The sequence below is a fragment of the Brachybacterium sp. J153 genome (assembly GCF_036311905.1).
Taxonomy (GTDB): Bacteria; Actinomycetota; Actinomycetes; order Actinomycetales; family Dermabacteraceae; genus Brachybacterium.
Window position 1 is genome coordinate 72924 of the sequence record NZ_JAZDCH010000005.1, and the last position, 17490, is coordinate 90413.

A 17490-nucleotide genomic window follows, 5' to 3' on the forward strand; every position below is an offset into this window, starting at 1 on the left:
GGTGGGCGTCCGCCCATCATGGCATCGGCCGACGCGGGGGCGTCAGGAGCGTCCGCCCCTACGGGCCGGCCCGTCGGCCGACGGGTGGACGCTCCGGCGACCGGCGCCCGGGCGGCGCGGAGACGCCCCGCCCCGTCGGTCGTCCTCCCGACTAGGATCGGGCGGTGACCACCGCTGATCCGTCCCGCTCCGCCCCTGCGGCACCCCGGGGCGCCGGCGGTGCCCGGATCACGCTGACCCTCGCCGCGCTGGGCATGCTGGGTCCGTTCACGATCAACACGATCTTCCCCGCCTTCGCCCAGATCGGCGGGGAGTTCGGCGCCTCGGACGTGGTGCTGCAGCAGCTGATCAGCGTGTATCTCGCGTCCTTCGCCGTGATGAGCGTCTTCCACGGCCCGCTCTCGGACGCGCTGGGCCGCAAGCCGGTGATGCTCACGGGTCTCGCGATCTACATCCTGGCGATGTTCGGGGCGGTGCTCGCCTCCGGCATGGGCATGCTCATCGCCCTGCGCGTGCTGCAGGGCGTCAGCGCGGGGGCCGCCACGATCGTCTCCCGCGTGGTGATCCGCGATCTCTTCGAGGGAGCCGAGGCACAGCGCCTGATGGCCCGGGTGATGATGATCTTCGCCCTCTCCCCGGTGATCGCGCCGATGCTGGGCGGCTGGCTGATGCTGCTGGGGGACTGGCGGTGGGTGTTCGCGGGCGTGGGCCTCTACGGCGTGCTCGTCCTGGTGCTGACGGCGCTCATGCCCGAGTCGCTGCCCCGCGAGCAGCGGATCCCGCTGCGGATCGGGGCGGTGCTGGGGTCACTGTGGGAGGTGGGCCGCTCGCTGATGATGGTGCGGATCGCGCTCGCGACGGCCTTCGGCTTCGCCGCCCACTTCGTGTTCGTCGCCGCTGCCCCGATCGTCGTGGTGCGCCTGCTGGGCCTCGGCGAGCAGGACTTCTGGGTGCTCTTCGGCCCCCTGATCCTCGGGATGATGGCCGGGTCCTTCGTGGTCGGTCGGGTGGCCGAGTCGATGGACCGCAGCCGTCTGATCACCCTCGGCTTCCTCGGCACGCTGATCACCACCGTGCTCAACCTGGTGGTGGTGATGCTGGTCCCGGCGCCGTCGGGCGGCCTGGACCCCTCCCTGATCCCGGTGCTCGTGGGGCCGATGCTGATGACCTTCACGGCCTCGCTGTTCTTCGCCCCGATGCAGCTGGAGATCCTCGACCTGTTCCCGCACCAGCGCGGCGCCGCGGCCTCGCTGGGCACCTTCTTCACCCTGGTGATGAACGCGCTGCTCTCCGGAGTGGTCGCCCCGCTGGTCACCGGCAGCCTCACCGTGCTGGCGCTCGCGGCGCTCGGCTATGTGGTGGTGGGCGCGCTGCTGTGGGGCTGGCACCTGCTGGACCGGCGGCGCCTGCTCGACGCCCTCTGACGGGCGCGGGGTCGAGCTCCGGCCTGGTCGTCCCGGTTCCGGCTCAGCGGACCAGCCGCAGCTCCTCCAGGTCCGCTCGCGCCGGGCGGAAGGGGCTCGGGACGCATCCCCCGATCCTGCCGCAGACGCCCCCGACTCGCCTGTCACACCCCTCCTGCAGACTTCGTACATACGTTCGATGTCACGACCAGGACACCTTGAGAGCCACCCCTCCGCGGCGTACAGTTCGAATCCCTGTTCGAACACGTGTGCGAGGAAATGGCGTCCGGGAGGAGGAGCACGATGAGCACCGCCCTGCAGAGCGAGGACCGGGAGCAGCGGCTCTCCCGGGCCCGTGCCGCGCTCAGCGCCGCGGAGCGCTCCGCCGCCCGTTGGGGCGGGCGGATCGACCGCACCGCGCTGCAGTCCGCGGCGCCGTCCGTCCCCGGTGCATCGGCTCCCGTCGGCCCCGCGCCGGCGGGGGAGAGGCCGACGGCGGGGGAGCCCGGCGGGTCCGCAGCGGACCTCACCGCCGCCGATCCCACCGGCACCCGGCTGCCGGTCCCCGCGCCGCTGGCCCCGCTGTTCCCGCGCACCGGCCTGCGCGCGGGCAGCTCGGTGGCGATCGAGGGCGCCGGGAGCACCTCGCTGCTGCTCGCCCTCGCGGTCGCCGCCGCGGGGGAGGACTCCTGGTGCGCGCTCGCGGGCCTGCCGGACCTCGGGCTGCGCGCCGCCCTGGACGCCGGGCTGGATCCCTTCCGCCTCGCCCTCGCCCCGGCCGACGGGGACCGCGCCCCGCAGGTGCTCTCGGCCCTCGCCGACGGCGTGGGGGTGCTCGTGCTCGGTCCCGGCGCGCTGCCCGCCCCCGCCCTGTGGCGCACCCTCCAGGGCCGCGCCCGCACCGCCGACACCCTGCTGCTGGCCGCCTCGCCGCCCGGTCGGGCGGATCTCGTGCTGCGCACCGAGAGCCGCGGCTGGACCGGTCTCGGCCAGGGCTCGGGACGGCTGCGTCGGCGGCGCCTGGCGGTCACCGCGAGCGGGCGGGGGATCGGCGCGGGCCGCGGCGTGGAGGTGTTGCTGCCCGAGGTCCGCGGGCTCCTCGCTGCGATCCCCGGCCCCGCCCTGTCCAGCACCGCCGCGGCCAGCTCCGCCGCCGGTCTCGCCGCGGCCGAGGTGCGCCCGCTGCAGATGATCCCGAGGGCCGGCTGATGGCCGACGCCACCCGCACGGTCGCCGTGACCGTGCCCGACTGGCCGCTGCTCGCGGCGCTGGACCGCCATCAGCGCCGCGCGGAGGCGAGCGCCGCAGCGACGGGGGCGGAGAGCGCAGGCCCGCCGGGGCCGGTCGACCCGTCGGCCGTGCCGGTGCTGCTGCTCGAGAACCATCGCGTCACCCACGTCGGTCCCGCCGCCCGGGAGGCAGGGGCGCGGCCCGGCATGACCCGTCGCGCGGCTCGTGCCGCCTGCCCCGAGGCGCTCGTGCTGGAGACGGACCGCGACGCCGAGTCCGCCCTGTTCGAGCTGGTCGCCGCCGCCGTGGACACCATCGCCGCGGGGGTCGACGTGCTCCGCCCCGGAGTGCTGCTGATGTCGGCCCGCGGGCCCGCCCGGCACCAGGGCGGGGAGGCGGCGCTCGCGGAGCGGATCCTCGACGCGGTCGCCGAGCTGACCGGCTGGGAGTGCACCGTGGGCATCGCCGACGGCCCCTTCGCGGCCCTGCTCGCCGCCCCGGCCGGGAGGGTCATCCGCCCCGGCCGCAGCGCCGACTACCTCGCCCCGCACCCGATCGAGGCGCTGCGGCACGCCCCCGTCGGCCCCGGCTGGGGGCATCGCGGCCAGCCCTCCGCGACGCGGCCCGAGAAGCGCCTCGAGCTCGCCGAGACCGTTGACCTGCTGCAGCGGCTCGGCATCGCCACCCTCGGCGATCTCGCCGACCTGCCCGCGGCCTCGGTCGCCGACCGCTTCGGCCCGGACGTGGCCGCCCTCCACCTGCTCTCCCGCGGCGGGGAGCCGGCCCCGCCCTCCGCCCATCACCCCACCCAGCCGGTGCTCGCCGAGACCGCGCTGGAGACCCCGCTGGTGCGCACCGACCAGGCGGCCTTCGTGGCCCGCCCGCTCGCTGAGCAGCTGCATGCGATGCTCACCGAGCGGGGACTGGTGTGCACGCGGCTGCGGATCGTGGCCCGCACCGAGAGCGGGGAGGAGATGGAGCGCACCTGGCGGCACGACGGAGCCCTCGGCGTCGCCGACGTGGTCGACCGCATCCGCTGGCAGTGCGACGGCTGGATCACCCGCGCCCGCCTCGGCGGACCCCGGACCGGGGCGATCGTGCACCTGGGCCTGCATCCCCTGCAGCTGGCCCCGGCGGGCGAGGCCGCCCCCGCCCTCTGGGGCAGCTCGGGGGAGGCCGCGCAGCGGGCCGCCCGCGCCTTCGCCCGTGCCCAGGGCCTCGCCGGGGAGGACGCCGTGCAGATCCCCGTCCCCGTCGGGGGCCGGCTGCTCGCGGACGAGGTGGTCGCGGTGCCCTGGCGCACCGAGCGTCCCGCCCGCCGCGAGGGCCCCTGGCCGGGCTCTCTGCCCCGCCCCGCCCCCGCCACCGTGTTCCGCACCCCGCCGCCGGTGCGGCTCGAGGACGCCGCGGGGGAGCCGGTGGTGGTCACCGCTCGGGGCCTGCTGAGCGCCCCGCCCGCGCGCCTGCTGGTCCCCGCCCCGGGGGCGCCCGCGCTGCAGGCGCTCGGGCTGCGGGTCGGTACGGCCCATCCCGTGCTCTCCCACGGCGCGCCGACGGTGCTCGACGAGCGCTGGTGGACGCCGACGGGCACCCGCGCCGCCCGCCTGCCGCTCGTGCTGCGCACCGCCACGGGGGAGGAGGCCGCGGCGCTGGTCCTCTCCCGCACCGGCGCCTGGACCCTGGAGGGGATCTATGACTGACCCCTCGCCCCTCGCCGCCGCCCTGACCCCGCCGTCCCCGGGGCCCCGCTGATGGCCGGCTGGTTCCTGGGCCCGCCCGCCTGGAAGGACCTCGAGGCGATCCTCTCGGACCGTGCCGCGGAGCTGGTCTCCCCGCCGATCATCGTCGAGCACACCGGGAAGGTCGCCGAGGACGGCTACCGGCCCGCACAGCGCGTCGCCTACGCGGAGCTGCACGCCCACTCCCACTTCAGCTTCCTCGACGGCGCCTCGAGCCCCGAGGACATGGTCGCCCAGGCCGCCCGGCTGGGCCTGGACGCCCTCGCCCTGATCGACCACGACGGCCTGCCCGGCGCGGTCCGCTTCGCCCAGGCCGCCCGGGAGGCGGGGATCGCGACCGTGTTCGGCGCGGAGCTGACCCTCGGCCTCGAGCCCGGCGGGCACCGGGCCGGGACCGCGCCGATGATCGCCGCGCCCCGCACCGGCATCCCGGATCCCGACGGGGAGCACCTGCTGGTGCTGGTCCGGGACCAGGAGGGCTACCGGATGCTCTCCGCCGCGATCGCCCGCGCCCACCTCGACAGCCGCCGCAAGGGCACGCCCCGCTACCGGCTCGCCGAGCTGTCCCGTCTGGCCGCCGAGGGGCACTGGCAGATCCTCACCGGCTGCCGCAAGGGCGCCGTCACCCGTGCCGCGGGCGCCCGCCTCGCCGAGGGGGACCTCGAGGGCGCCGCCCAGGCCGCCGCCGACGAGATCGGCCGCCTCGTCGAGCTGTTCGGCGTGGGGAACGTGGCCGTCGAGCTGGTCGCCGGCGGCGGCGGGGAGGCCGACGAGCTGCACGACGCCCTCGCCCAGGGCGCCCGCCTGGTGCGCGAATCCCACGGCCTGGACGCGATCACCCTCCCGCTCGTCGCCACCACCAACGCCCACTACGCCCGGCCCGCGGACAAGCGCCTGGCCGACACCCATGCCGCGCTGCGCGCCGCCGTGCCGCTCGCCGAGGCGGACGCGCACCTCCCCTCCCGCCCCGCGCACCTGCGCAGCGGGGAGGAGATGGACCGCCTGCTGCCCCGCTACCCGTCGGCCCTCGCCGCCGCCGCGCGCCTGGGCCGGGACTGCGCCGTCGACCTGCGCCTGCTCGCCCCCGACCTGCCGCCCTTCCCCGTCCCGGCCGGGCACGACGAGGCGAGCTGGCTGCGGGAGCTGGTGGAGGTCGAGGGCCGCGAGCGCTACGGGCCCAGGCCGGGTGCGGGCCCGGGGGGCGGCGCCGAGGAGCGGATCCCCGGGGCGTGGGCGCAGATCGACCACGAGCTGCGGGTCATCACCGACCTGCACTTTCCCGGCTACTTCCTGATCGTCCACGACCTGGTCGCCTTCTGCCGCCGCGAGGGGATCCTCGCGCAGGGACGCGGCTCCGCCGCCAACAGCGCCGTCTGCTACGCGCTGGGGATCACCGCGGTCGAGCCCGTCGGCCACCACCTGCTGTTCGAGCGCTTCCTCGCGCCCGAGCGGGACGGCCCGCCCGACATCGACATCGACATCGCCTCCGACCGCCGCGAGGAGGTCATCCAGTACGTCTACGAGCGCTACGGGCGGGAGAACGCGGCGCAGGTCGCGAACGTCATCACCTACCGCGGCAAGCTCGCGGTGCGCGACGCGGCCCGGGCGCTCGGCCACGACGTCGGCGCGCAGGACGCCTTCTCCCGTCGGCTCGAGCACTCCCACTCCTCGATCGAGGGGGAAGGGATCCCCGAGGACGTGCTGACCCTCGCCCGGCAGCTGCGCGACGCGCCCCGCCACCTCGGCATCCACTCCGGCGGCATGGTGCTGTGCGACCGGCCCGTGATCGAGGTGTGCCCCGTGCAGTGGGCGGCGATGGCGGACCGCTCGGTGCTGCAATGGGACAAGGACGACTGCGCCGACGCGGGCCTCGTGAAGTTCGACCTGCTGGGGCTCGGGATGCTCACGGCGCTCGACCACGCCCTCGCCCTCGTCGCCGAGCACCACGACCAGCACTTCGAGCTGCGCACCCTGCCGCAGGAGGACCCGGCCGTCTACGACATGCTCTGCACCGGCGACAGCGTGGGCGTGTTCCAGATCGAGTCCCGCGCCCAGATCTCCACCCTGCCCCGGCTGAAGCCGCGCGTGTTCTACGACCTCGTCGTCGAGGTGGCGCTGATCCGGCCCGGCCCCATCCAGGGCGGCAGCGTCCACCCCTACCTGCGCCGCCGCACCGGAGAGGAGGAGGTCACCTTCCTCCACCCGCGGCTGGAGAAGTCGCTGCGCCGCACCCTGGGGATCCCCCTCTTCCAGGAGCAGCTGATGCAGATGGTCGTGGACATCGCCGACTTCACCCCCGCCCAGGCGGACCAGCTGCGCCGCGCCATGGGCTCCAAGCGCTCCACCCAGAAGATGCTCGACCTCTCCGACGCCCTGTTCAGCGGGATGGCGAAGCACGGCATCACCGGGGAGGACGCCGAGGCGGTGCACCGCAAGCTGCTCGCCTTCGCCAACTACGGCTTCCCCGAGTCGCACGCCTACTCCTTCGCGTACCTCGTCTACGCCAGCTCCTACCTCAAGTGCCACTACCCGGCCGCGTTCACGGCGGCGCTGCTGCGCTCCCAGCCGATGGGCTTCTACTCGCCGCAGTCCCTGGTCGCCGACGCCCGCCGCCACGGCGTGCTCACCCGCGGCCCCGACGTGCTGGTCAGCGCGGCCCGCACGGGTCTGGAGACCGATGCGGAGCATCACGGCTACCGGGTGCGCTCCGACGCGGAGGTCGCCGCCGGGGCCGCCCGCGAGCAGGTGCAGGGCCGGGCCGCCGCGGCCGGGCCCGCGATCCGGCTGGGTCTGGACCAGGTGCGCTCGATCAGCACCGAGACCGCGGAGGCGATCGTCGCCGCCCGCGAGGAGGGCGGTCCCTTCGCCTCGGTCCCGGATCTCGCCCGCCGCGTGCGGCTGAGCGCCCGCCAGCTCGAGGCGCTCGCCACCGCGGGGGCGCTCGACGCGCTCGCCCCGTCGCGTCGGCAGGCGCTGTGGGCGGCGGGCGCCGCGGCCCAGGAGTCCCCCGAGACCCTCCCGCACCTCGCGGTGGGGGCGCGGGCGCCGATGCTGCCGGGGATGAGCGATGCGGAGCTCGCCGACGCCGACGCCTGGGCGACCGGTATCACCCTCGACGACCACCCGATGGCGCTCGTGCGGGAGCGCCTGCAGTCCGACGGGGTGCTCAGCATCGGCGGGACCCGAGCGGCGGAGGACTCCACCCGGATCCGGGTCGCGGGGGTGATCACCCACCGACAGCGCCCCGCGACCGCCGGGAACATCACCTTCCTCAGCCTCGAGGACGAGACCGGGATCCTCAACGTCATCTGCTCGCAGGGCTTCTGGCAGCGGCACCGGGCGCTGCTGCGCACCACCCGGGCGGTCGTGCTGCGCGGGATCGTGGAGAACGCGACGGGAGCGGTGAACCTGGTGGCCGACGGGGTCGAGCCGCTGGACCTGCCGGCGGCGGGCAGGTCCAGGGACTTCCGCTGAGCGGTGCGGCGGGCCGCCGCGCTCGGGCCCGGGCCCGGGAGGCTCAGGCGGTCGCGGGCACCGTCGCGAACCGCAGCCGGTCCGAGCGCTCGGCGCGGCGGGCCGTGCGGGCCGCGAGCAGCGTCGCGATCAGCGACACCGCCGCCCACGCGAGGATCGACAGCAGGATCCCCGAGGTGGAGACCAGCGAGCCGCCGAGGGCCGCGTGCACCAGGCCCTCGGTGACGATCGAGAGCGGCATCAGCGAACTCACGGCCTGCAGCGCCGGGGGAGCGGTCGCGATGGGGAGGATCCCCACCAGCGCCACCACCTGCAGCACCATCACCAGGATCGAGGCGATCCGTCCGATCCGGTCACCGAGCACCGCGAGCAGCGCCTGGTGCAGCGCGGCGAACATCACGGCGCCCGCGAGCGCCACGAGGCCCACCGCGAGCGGCGACACCGGGGCGATGCCCACGGCCGTCAGCACGGCCAGCACGGCGATCGTCTGCACGACCGCGATCAGCAGCGCGGGGGCGAGCGACCGCAGCACGACCTGCCACATCGGCACCGCCCGGTCCAGCAGGCGGCGGGAGAGGGCGGGCAGCAGCAGGAAGCTCGCGAACGCCCCCAGCCACAGCGCGAGCGCCGCGACGAACGGGAACGTCGCGGTGGTCGCGCCGTCGGCCGCGTTCTGGCGGGTGGCCTCGGTGCCGACGGGGTCGGCGGCCATCTCGCTCATCCGCTCCCGCTCCGACTCGGAGTAGGTGGGGATGCCGTCGGCGCCCTCGCGCAGGCCGGTCGCGAGCTCGTCGCTTCCGGTGGCGAGCTCCTCGGTGCCGCCGGCGAGCTCCTCGGTGCCGGTGGCGAGCTCGTCGGTGCCGTCGGCGAGCTGCCGGCTGCCGGTGGCGAGCTGGTCGCCGCCCTCGCCGAGCTCGGTCGCGCCGGCGGCCAGCTGATCGGTGCCGTCGGCGAGCTGCCCGGCGCCGTCGGCGCTGGAGCGGGTGCCGGCGGCGAGCTGCTCCATGCCGGTCGCGAGCTCGCCCGCACCGTCGGCGCTGCTGCGGGCCCCGACCGCGAGCTGTCCGGTGCCGGTGGCGAGCTCGTCGACGCCGTCGGCGTACTCGGCCAGCCCGTCCCGCAGCGCGGTGACCCCGTCGACGAGGGCGGGGGCGGCGTCGGCGCTCGTGCGGGTGCCCGCGGCGAGCTGCTCGGCCCCGGAGACCAGGCCGGGGTTCTCGGCGGTGCCGTCCCCGGCGAAGGCGGTGCCCACGCCCTCGGCGTAGGCGAGGGTGCCCTGGGCGCCCTGCACCAGGCCGGGCTGCTCCTCGGTGCCCTGGATCCCGTCGGCGATCTGCTCGGTGCCCTGCACGATCCCGGGCTGCTCGGCGGTGCCGTTGAGGCCGTCGGCCACGCCCTGCGCCCCGGCGGCGAGGCCCGGGTTCGCGGCGGTGCCGTCCCCGGCGAGCGCGGTGGAGATCTGCTGGGTGCCGGCGACGAGGCCCGGGTTCTCCGCGGTGCCGTCCCCGGTCAGGCCGGTCTCCACCCCCTCGGCGTAGGCGACGAGGCCCTGGGCCTGGGCGCAGTCGACGGAGGCCGGGTCCTCGGCGCAGAGGCTCGCGGCGAGGTCCTCGGCGGTGGCCAGGAGGCCAGGGTTCGCGGCGGTGCCGTCCCCGGTCACGCCCGCTGCGAGCTGCTCGGTGCCGGAGGCGAGCTCCTGGGCCCCCGGGGCGAGGGCGGCGGTGCCGTCGGCGACCTGCTGGGCGCCCTCGCCGAGCTGCGCGGCGCCGTCGGCGGTCTGCCGCGCGCCCTCGCCGAGCTGGACCGCGCCGTCGGCCACGGACCGGGCGGTGGGGACGAGGCCGGGGTTCTCGGCGGTACCGTCCCCGGAGACGGCCGCTCCGGCCTGCGCGACGCCGTCGGCGTAGGTCTCGGCGCCGCTCGCGAGCTGCTCTGCGCCCGCGACGAGGCCCGGGTTCTCGGCGGTGCCGTCGCCCTCGACGCCAGCGGCGAGCTGCTCGGCGCCCGTGAGCAGACCGGGCTGGGTATCGGTGCCGCGCATGCCCGTCTGCAGGGCGGCGACGCCGGTGTCGAGGTCCTCGGTGCCGCCGGCGAGGGTGTCGAGCCCGGTGGCGAGCTCGCCCGTCCCCGACGCGGCGCCGTCGGCCCCGGTCGCCAGCTCGTCCAGGCCGCCGGCGAGCTGCCGGGTGCCGATCGCGGTCTGGTCGGCGCCGTCGGCGAGGCTCCAGACGCCGCCCGCGAACTCCTCGGTGCCGTCCGCCGCGGCGTCCGCGCCGTCGGCGAGCTCGCGGGTGCCGCCGGCGAGCTCCTGGGTGCCGTCGTCGAGGGAAGTGGTGCCCTCGGCGAGCTGCTCGGCGCCGTCCGCGGCGTCGCTGAACCCGGACTGCAGGTCGTTGAAGCCCAGGTAGAGGCCGTCGAGGTACTGCTGAGCCAGCTGGCCGCCCATGGTGGTGGCGGAGGCGTCCGCGACGGCGGTGCCGACCAGGGCGTTGATCTGGCCGCTCGCGTCGTTCGTGGTGACCTCGAGGATGGCCCGGGACGCCTCGGGGGTGCCGATCGTGGCGAGGTGCGCGGAGAAGTCCTCGGGGATCACGACCACGGCGGCGTACGTGCCGCTGCGCAGACCCTCCTCGGCATCCTCCTCGCTGGTCAGCTGCCAGTCGAAGCCGGTCGTCTCCGGGGCCTCTTGACCGTCGACGGTTCCCGGCTGGGTGAGGGCCCCGGCGAGAAGGCGGCCGAAGGGGACGGTCTGCGTGTTCCCATCGGCATCGGTGATCTCGGCGCCCTCGTCGAGGTTGACGACGGCGGCGGGGACCGTGTCGAGCCGGTCGACGCGGCCGCTCAGCGCCCACAGGCCGACGCCGACCACGAGCAGGGGGAGCAGGAGGACGACGACCAGGGTGCGGGGATGTGCGAGGCGCATCACGCCGGGACTCCTTCGGGCTGGGTGGCGGGGGAGCTGTCGGGGAGCGGCTGGCTGCGGCGCACCGCGAGCGCGAGCAGCCGGTCCGGCTCACGCAGGGTCGCGCGGAGGCGGAGCTCGGCGTCGGTCGAGGCCGCGGAGCGGGAGCCGACGACGATCGTCGCGCCGGCCGCGAGCAGGGCGTCGATCCGCTCGACGAGGGTGTCGTCGCGGACGTCCGCGGCGTGGATGAGATCGACGAGCTGCTCGATGACGATCACGGAGCGGGACACGCCGCGGCCGCCGAGGGTGCGGAGCCGCTCGGCGACGTCGTCGCCGGCGCCGACCCACTGGGCCCGGGACTGGATCGTGCCGAGGTCGTCGGGGGCGAGGCGGTCGTGCGCGGCGAGGATGCCCGAGACGGGGGCGACGCGTCCGGCGGCGAGCGCGAGGAAGGTCGCGCGGTCCACGTCGTCGGGCGCGCGGACCACGAGCAGCGTGCCGGGCACGACGGAGCCGGTGAGCGGTCCGAGCGTGCCGCGATCGCCGAGCAGCGGGACGACCGCCTCCTCGAGGCGCAGCGCGTGGACGCCGTGCTCCTCGGTCCAGCGGCGGTGCTCGAGGACGCCGGCGAGGCCCTCGCCCTCGACGTCCACCCGCGGCAGCAGGCGGTCGAGCCAGCGGGGGAGCCACCAGGCGCGCGCGCCGAGCAGCGCGAGGACCGCGGGCACCAGGGTCATGCGCACCACGAAGGCGTCGACGAGCACGCCCACGGCGAGGCCGATCGCGATCGGCTGGAGCATGAACCAGCCGGAGGAGATGAAGCCGCCGAAGACGGCGACCATGATCAGCGCGGCGGCGACGACCACGGGGGCGCTGCCGACGAAGCCGCGCTCGATCGCGCCCTTCGCGTCACCTGTGTGCACGAACTCCTCCCGCATGCGGGTGACCAGGAACATCTCGTAGTCCATGGCGAGGCCGAAGAGGACGCCCATGACGAAGATCGGCATGAAGGCGACGACCGGCCCGTTGACGCTCACGTTGAGCGCGCCGTTGAACCAGCCGTACTCGAAGACCATCGCGGTCACGCCGAAGGCCGCGCCGACCGAGAGCAGGTAGCCGAGGGCGGCCTTGATCGGCACCCAGACGGAGCGGAACACGAGGGCGAGCAGCACGAGGCAGAAGCCGACCACGAAGGTGCCGAAGGGGATCAGCGCCTCGGAGAGCTTGTCGGTGACGTCGATGCCGACGGCGGTCGCGCCGGTCACGGTGATATCGGAGATGCCCAGCTCGTCCTCCCACGCCGCGGCGCTGCCGCGCAGCTCGGCGACGAGGTCCTTGGTGGACTGCTCGGTGGGGCCACCCTCGGGGATCACGGAGATGACGGCGAGGTCCGCGCCGCGGTTCGGGGTCGCGATCTGGATCTCCTGCACGCCGTCGAGCGCGGCGATGTCCGCCTCCAGCTCGTCGACGACCCCGAGCGGGTCGGTGGTGTTGATGATGTCGGCGGTGACCAGCAGGGGCCCGTTGTATCCGGGCCCGAACGTCTCGTCGACGAGGTCGTAGGTGTCGCGGGCCGCGGTGCCCGGCTTCTCGGTGCCGAGGTCCGGCAGGGCGAGGGCGAGGTCCTTCGCGGGGATCGCGAGGGCGCCGATGCCGATCACCACGACGAGGATCGTCAGCAGCGGCACGCGGGTCACCAGGCGCACCCAGGCGAGGCCGAGGCCGCGGCGCGGAGCGGCCTGGTCGCCGTCGGCCGACGGGGGCAGGACCCCGCCGTTCTCGGCCATCGTGCGGCGCACGGCGCGCGGCCGCAGCCGCTCGCCGAGGATGCCCAGGATCGCCGGCAGCATGGTGAGCGCCACGACCACGCTCAGCGCGACGGTGCCGGCCGCCGCGACGCCCATGATCGTGAGGAAGGGGATGCCGGTGATGAACAGGCCGACGAGCGCGACGATCACGGTCAGGCCCGCGAAGATCACGGCGCTGCCGGAGGTGGCGAGTGCCGCGCCGATCGACTCCCGCACGTCGTCCCCGCGGCTGAGCTGGTCGCGGTGGCGGGAGAGGATGAACAGCGCGTAATCGATGCCGACGGCCAGGCCCAGCATCGCGCCGAGCGAGGTGGTCACCGAGGGGATCTCCATGCCGGCGGAGAGGGCCATCACGGCGAGCATGGAGACGCCCACGCCGACCACGGCGGTGATGATCGGGACGGGCGCCGGCACGAACGAGCGGAAGATGACGGCGAGGATGATCAGCGCGATGAGCATGCCCAGCACCTCGCCGGCGCTGAAGGGGATCTCGGCGCTCTGCAGGACCTGGCCGCCGAGATGCGCCTCGAGGCCGTCGGTCGAGGCCGCCTCGACGAGGGCCTCGATCTCGTCGACCGACTCCGCGGGGTACTCGCCGATCTGGCCGTCCATCTGGAACTGCGCGATCAGGGCGGTTTCCGTGGCATCGCGCGTGCCGGGGGAGAGGTCGTCGAAGGGGTCCGGGGCGGCGCCGACGCCTTCGACCTCGGAGATGTCCTCCATGAGGGCGACGATCTGCCCCTGATGCTCGTCGATGTCGGAGCCGTCCTCGGTTACCAGCACCACCTGGCCGGCCGTCCCGGCCATCTCGGGGAAGCGGGTGGCGAGCTGGTCGATGCCGCGCTGCGCCTCGGTGCCGGGGATCTGGAACTCGGTGGAGAAGGAGCCGCCGAGGCCCACGGCGAGGCCGCCGATCACGACCAGCAGGACCGTCCACACGGCGACGATCTTCCAGCGGAGGGAGGCCATGGACAGACCGAGGCGGTACAGGGACGAGGACACGCGGCCTCCAGCAGGGGAACAGGAGCGGGCAGGGCGGTCGGCGGCCCGTCGCCCGAGACGCCAGCGCATTCGATACACGAATGCATCCAGTGGGATACTATCCACCTGTCCGCAGAAGCCTCAACGTTCCCTGAGCCGATGAGACGGCGAGCACTGCGACCCCCCGCCGATCCCCCGAGGAGACCCGACCGCGCCATGAGCGACCTGTTCGATCCGCTGCCGGAGTCCGCAGGCACCCGTCGCAAGGAGAACACCCGCACGAAGCTCGTGCGGGCATCCCTCGACGTCTTCGTGGAGAAGGGCATCGACGGCGCGACCGTGGACGACCTGGTGAAGGCCGCCGGATTCACCCGCGGGGCGTTCTACTCCAACTTCTCCACGAAGGAGGAAGTGTTCGTCGCCCTCTTCGCGTCGGTGACCGAAGAGGTGCTCGCGATCGCGGACAGCTCCGTCGAGGCCGCTGTCCAGGAGGCCGCCTCCCGGGGAGCGGGCACCGGCCTCTGCGCCTTCCAGGACGCCGACGTGATGGTCGCGGTGTTCGAGGGGATCCGCCCCTTCGGCCGCCAGTGGTACCTGCTGTACTCCGAGGCCGTGGCCCGCGCCCTGCGGGACGAGACGATGCGCCTCGAGGTCGCCGCCCTGCGCAGTCGACTGCGCGGCCAGATCGGCGCGCTGCTCGCCGAGCGCATGGAGGCGATGGGGGAGCGGCCGCTGCTCCCGCCGGAGGACCTCGCCCAGCTGCTGATCGGCGTCTTCGTCGACCTCATGGTGCGTGAGCAGATGGACGGCCGCGACATCACCGAGCTGGCCGCCACCACGATCCTCGGCACGCTCCGCGCCTTCGTGGAGCCGCTCGATCGGGTCGCACCGTCGGCCCCAGCGGCCGCGCCGTCCGCCTCGTCGGCCTCTCCGGCGGCGGTGCCGTCGGCCTCTGAGGCGATCTCCGACGTAACCCACGACACGCCGAGCACCGGGGAAACCCCCGGTTCGCCCCCAGCGAACTCCTAGGGTCGACGCAGGTGCGGAGGACGCCGCACCCTCCTTCCCCACGTCCCCTCTTCCCCGGGAGACCTCCATGGCCTCACTGCGTCTGTCCTCCTATCGCCCCAAGCACCTGGCCGAGCCCCCGGGCTCCAGCACCGATCCCGGGCGGCGCTCGCTCCTGCGGGGAGGGGTCCTCTCGGCCGCCGCGCTCGGCGTCGGCGCCTCCGCTCTCGCCGCCCCCGCGGCCCAGGCCGCGGGCATCCACGGCCAGGACGTCTCCGGCTGGCAGGGAGAGGTGGACTGGGCCGCTCAGGCCGCGGCCGGCTCCCGCTTCGCCTGGGTCAAGGCCACCGAGGGCCGCACCTACCGCAGCCCCGCCTTCGACCACCAGTACCGCGGCGCCGGCGATGCGGGACTGGTCCGCGGCGGCTACCACTTCGCCCGCCCCGACTCGGGCGGCCCGGAGGAGCAGGTCGACTTCTTCCTCGCCAACGGCGGTGGCTGGAGCGACGACGGCCGCACCCTCCCGGGAATGGTCGACTTCGAGGGCTACGAGGGCCTGCCCGCGGACTACGGGCTCGGGCAGCAGGAGATGCGCGAATGGATCGCGACCTTCTCCAGCCGGTACCGCGAGGCCACCACCCGGCGCCCGGTCATCTACACCAACTACTACTGGTGGCGGGACGTGGTGGGGGACTGGACCCCCAAGAACTCACCGCTCTTCCTGGCCGCCTACCAGGACGCCGCCCCGACCCGCCTGCCGGGCCGCTGGTGGGCCTGGGAGCTGTGGCAGTACTCGGACTCCGGCCCCTTCGCGGGGGACTCCGTGCGCTGGTACGGCGGAGAGGACTCCTTCGCCCGCTTCGTCGGCGAGAAGGACTACGGCGCCGAAGGCATCTGATCCCGCGCTGCGGGCCGGGTCACCTCGACAGGGGAGCGACCCGGCCCGCTGTGTAGCCTGCCCCGGTGAACATCACAGAACACACCTCAGCACCGTCCCCCGCCCCCGTGTCTGGACGCCCGGCCGGCGCCGTCTACGCCGACCGGGGCTCCTCCCACTTCGACATCCTCCTCGCCGCCATGGTCACGGTCGTGATCCTCTCCGGCATCGGCGCCGCCAAGGGCGTCAGCTTCGGCACCGTCCCGGGCACCGGATTCGAGATCATCACCGACGGCGGCTTCTTCCTCTTCCCCCTCGCCTACGTCCTCGGCGACATCGTCACCGAGCTCTACGGCCCGCGTGCCGCGCGCCGCGCCGTGATCACCTCCTTCACCGTGAGCGTGATCGCCTCCCTCAGCTACTTCGTGATCATCGCGCTGCCGCCCTTCCCCGATGAGTACGGCCTCGCGAAGCAGGCTGCCCTCGAGCTCGCCCTGGGCCCGGTGTGGATCGTGGTCCTGGCCGGCCTCGCAGGCTTCGCCGCCGGACAGACCCTCAACTCCCTCGTCGTCGCGCGGATGAAGCAGCGCATGGGGGAGCGGGGCCTGATCGGGCGCCTGTTCACCTCGAGCGGCCTCGGCGAGCTCGTCGACACGATCATCTTCTGCACCATCGCCGCGGCGGCGATCGGCATCACCACGATCGAGCAGTGGGCCGAGTACACGATCCTCGGATTCGCCTACAAGGTCGCCGTCCAGTACGCGATGATCCCCGTGACCTCCGCGGTCATCCGCTTCCTCAAGCGCACCGATCCCACCTACCAGGCCCGACTCGCGGCGCTCCCGGCCCGCGACTGACGGCGAGGGCGAGGGGCGCGCCGGGCCGACAAAGGTCGGGCACGCCCCTCGCCTCCCCGAGCTGTCGCAGGGTGCATGACGTGGACCACAGTGGCCGCATGAACAGCACAGCTCCCGCTCCCGTCCCTCGTCCCGCACCCGCCTCCGCCGTCAACGCCGGCGACGCGGCCGCGGCCCTGAACGGCCCGGCGGCCGCCCCGGCACCGCGCCCGAGCGCCGTCGATGCGTCCCGCCGCTACGGAGCGCACCTCCGCATGGCCTGGTGGAAGCCGCTCGTCATCATCGTCCCGATGGGCGTGATCATGCTGCTCGCCCAGATCGTGCTGATGACCGTGGCCATGTTCGTCGAGATCATGGCGCTCGGCCGTGACCCGCAGGACTTCCTCTCCATCGGACCGCTGGGCCTGCTCGCCCTGAACCTCTCGCTGGTCGTCGCGGCCGTCGTCGGCCTGCTGCTGACGAGGTTCGTGGGCCGCGTGCCGCTGCGCTCCGTCCTGAGCCATCCGCGAGCCTTCAGCTGGGGCCGCCTCGGCCTCTATGCGGCCGCTTTCGTGCTCCCGCTCGGGCTCGTGGTCGGCGGGACCTCGCTGCTCGACCCGTCCGTACAGATCACCGTCACCGGCACCACCATCGCCCTGGTGGTCGTCGCCCTGCTGAGCACGCCCCTCCAGGCCGCCGCCGAGGAACTCATGTTCCGCGGCGTCATGACTCCCGCGATCGCCTCGTGGATCCGCCCCGAGCGGCTCGCCCTCGCCGTCGGCATCATCCTCTCGAGCATCGTCTTCGGCCTCTCGCACGGCGCGGGGGACCTCTGGCTCATGGCCTACTACGTGGCCTTCGGCCTGTGCGGGGCGCTGATGGCGCTGATCAGTCGCGGTCTGGAGGCGCCCATCGCCTTCCACGTGGTCAACAACCTGCTCGCCATGGTCCTCGGCGCGCTGATGACCGGCGGGGGCGGCGTGGTCATCGACCGCTCGGCCGGCGCCGGCGGCCCGATCATGCTGCTGATGATCGGGGTCGACCTGCTCCTCGTCGGCATCGTGTGGCTGCTCGAGCGGCGCCGTTCGCGCGTCGAGCGCAGCACTCAGATCCCGACGGAGCAGGTACGGAGCGGCCTGGAGTCGCTGCCCACGGTGTGACTCCCGCGTGGGAATCTCGCCCGATGGACCCCTTCCTCGTCGGGCCGGGACGGGCATAGCATCGTGTCT

The 17490-nt window shown here is 74.5% G+C and carries 10 protein-coding genes; 8 read left to right on the plus strand and 2 right to left on the minus strand.

The window, feature by feature from the left end; genetic code table 11:
• The first annotated feature begins 164 nt into the window (after nt 1-164).
• From V1258_RS03260 to V1258_RS03275, 4 genes are all read left to right on the plus strand, one after another.
• The gene (locus V1258_RS03260) at nt 165-1424 is read left to right on the plus strand and encodes a Bcr/CflA family efflux MFS transporter (protein ID WP_329748333.1); all 1260 of its coding nucleotides are present in this window, start codon (nt 165-167) and stop codon (nt 1422-1424) included.
• Between the two features lie 282 nt (nt 1425-1706).
• Complete coding sequence (locus V1258_RS03265; RefSeq protein ID WP_329748334.1) at nt 1707-2612, plus strand: hypothetical protein; 906 nt, start codon at nt 1707-1709, stop codon at nt 2610-2612.
• On the plus strand, nt 2612-4333 hold the full coding sequence (locus V1258_RS03270; RefSeq protein ID WP_329748335.1) for a DNA polymerase Y family protein: 1722 nt from the start codon (nt 2612-2614) through the stop codon (nt 4331-4333). The genes V1258_RS03265 and V1258_RS03270 overlap by 1 nt, the downstream gene beginning before the upstream one ends.
• Before the next feature lie 51 nt (nt 4334-4384).
• Nucleotides 4385-7846: an error-prone DNA polymerase gene (locus V1258_RS03275; protein WP_329748336.1), complete on the plus strand. Its 3462-nt coding sequence runs from the start codon at nt 4385-4387 to the stop codon at nt 7844-7846.
• Nucleotides 7847-7889: 43 nt separating this feature from the next.
• Here V1258_RS03275 and V1258_RS03280 read toward each other — a convergent pair whose 3' ends face one another.
• Both V1258_RS03280 and V1258_RS03285 read right to left on the minus strand, forming a co-directional pair.
• Complete coding sequence (locus V1258_RS03280; protein ID WP_329748400.1) at nt 7890-10769, minus strand: YhgE/Pip domain-containing protein; 2880 nt, start codon at nt 10767-10769, stop codon at nt 7890-7892.
• Entirely contained in the window at nt 10769-13561 is a 2793-nt protein-coding gene (locus V1258_RS03285; RefSeq protein WP_329748337.1) for an MMPL family transporter, read from the minus strand. The genes V1258_RS03280 and V1258_RS03285 overlap by 1 nt, the downstream gene beginning before the upstream one ends.
• Before the next feature lie 195 nt (nt 13562-13756).
• Between V1258_RS03285 and V1258_RS03290 the strand changes: the two genes are divergently transcribed.
• From V1258_RS03290 to V1258_RS03305, 4 genes are all read left to right on the plus strand, one after another.
• Nucleotides 13757-14569 (plus strand): TetR/AcrR family transcriptional regulator, encoded by an 813-nt coding sequence (locus V1258_RS03290; RefSeq protein ID WP_329748338.1) that lies wholly within the window; start codon nt 13757-13759, stop codon nt 14567-14569.
• A 67-nt stretch (nt 14570-14636) separates the two neighbouring features.
• On the plus strand, nt 14637-15446 hold the full coding sequence (locus tag V1258_RS03295) for a GH25 family lysozyme (protein ID WP_329748339.1): 810 nt from the start codon (nt 14637-14639) through the stop codon (nt 15444-15446).
• 71 nt (nt 15447-15517) lie between these two features.
• Nucleotides 15518-16282, plus strand: a complete 765-nt coding sequence (locus tag V1258_RS03300) for a queuosine precursor transporter (protein WP_329748401.1) — start codon at nt 15518-15520, stop codon at nt 16280-16282.
• A gap of 98 nt (nt 16283-16380) precedes the next feature.
• Nucleotides 16381-17421, plus strand: a complete 1041-nt coding sequence (locus tag V1258_RS03305) for a CPBP family intramembrane glutamic endopeptidase (protein WP_329748340.1) — start codon at nt 16381-16383, stop codon at nt 17419-17421.
• Nucleotides 17422-17490 lie beyond the last annotated feature (69 nt).

Coding starts and splice junctions, on each gene's coding strand:
- V1258_RS03265 (WP_329748334.1), top strand. CDS start 1,707: ATGAGCACCGCCCTGCAGAGCGAGGACCGGGAGCAGCGGCTCTCCCGG.
- V1258_RS03270 (WP_329748335.1), top strand. CDS start 2,612: ATGGCCGACGCCACCCGCACGGTCGCCGTGACCGTGCCCGACTGGCCG.
- V1258_RS03275 (WP_329748336.1), top strand. CDS start 4,385: ATGGCCGGCTGGTTCCTGGGCCCGCCCGCCTGGAAGGACCTCGAGGCG.
- V1258_RS03290 (WP_329748338.1), top strand. CDS start 13,757: ATGAGCGACCTGTTCGATCCGCTGCCGGAGTCCGCAGGCACCCGTCGC.
- V1258_RS03305 (WP_329748340.1), top strand. CDS start 16,381: ATGAACAGCACAGCTCCCGCTCCCGTCCCTCGTCCCGCACCCGCCTCC.
- V1258_RS03280 (WP_329748400.1), bottom strand. CDS start 10,769: ATGCGCCTCGCACATCCCCGCACCCTGGTCGTCGTCCTCCTGCTCCCC.
- V1258_RS03295 (WP_329748339.1), top strand. CDS start 14,637: ATGGCCTCACTGCGTCTGTCCTCCTATCGCCCCAAGCACCTGGCCGAG.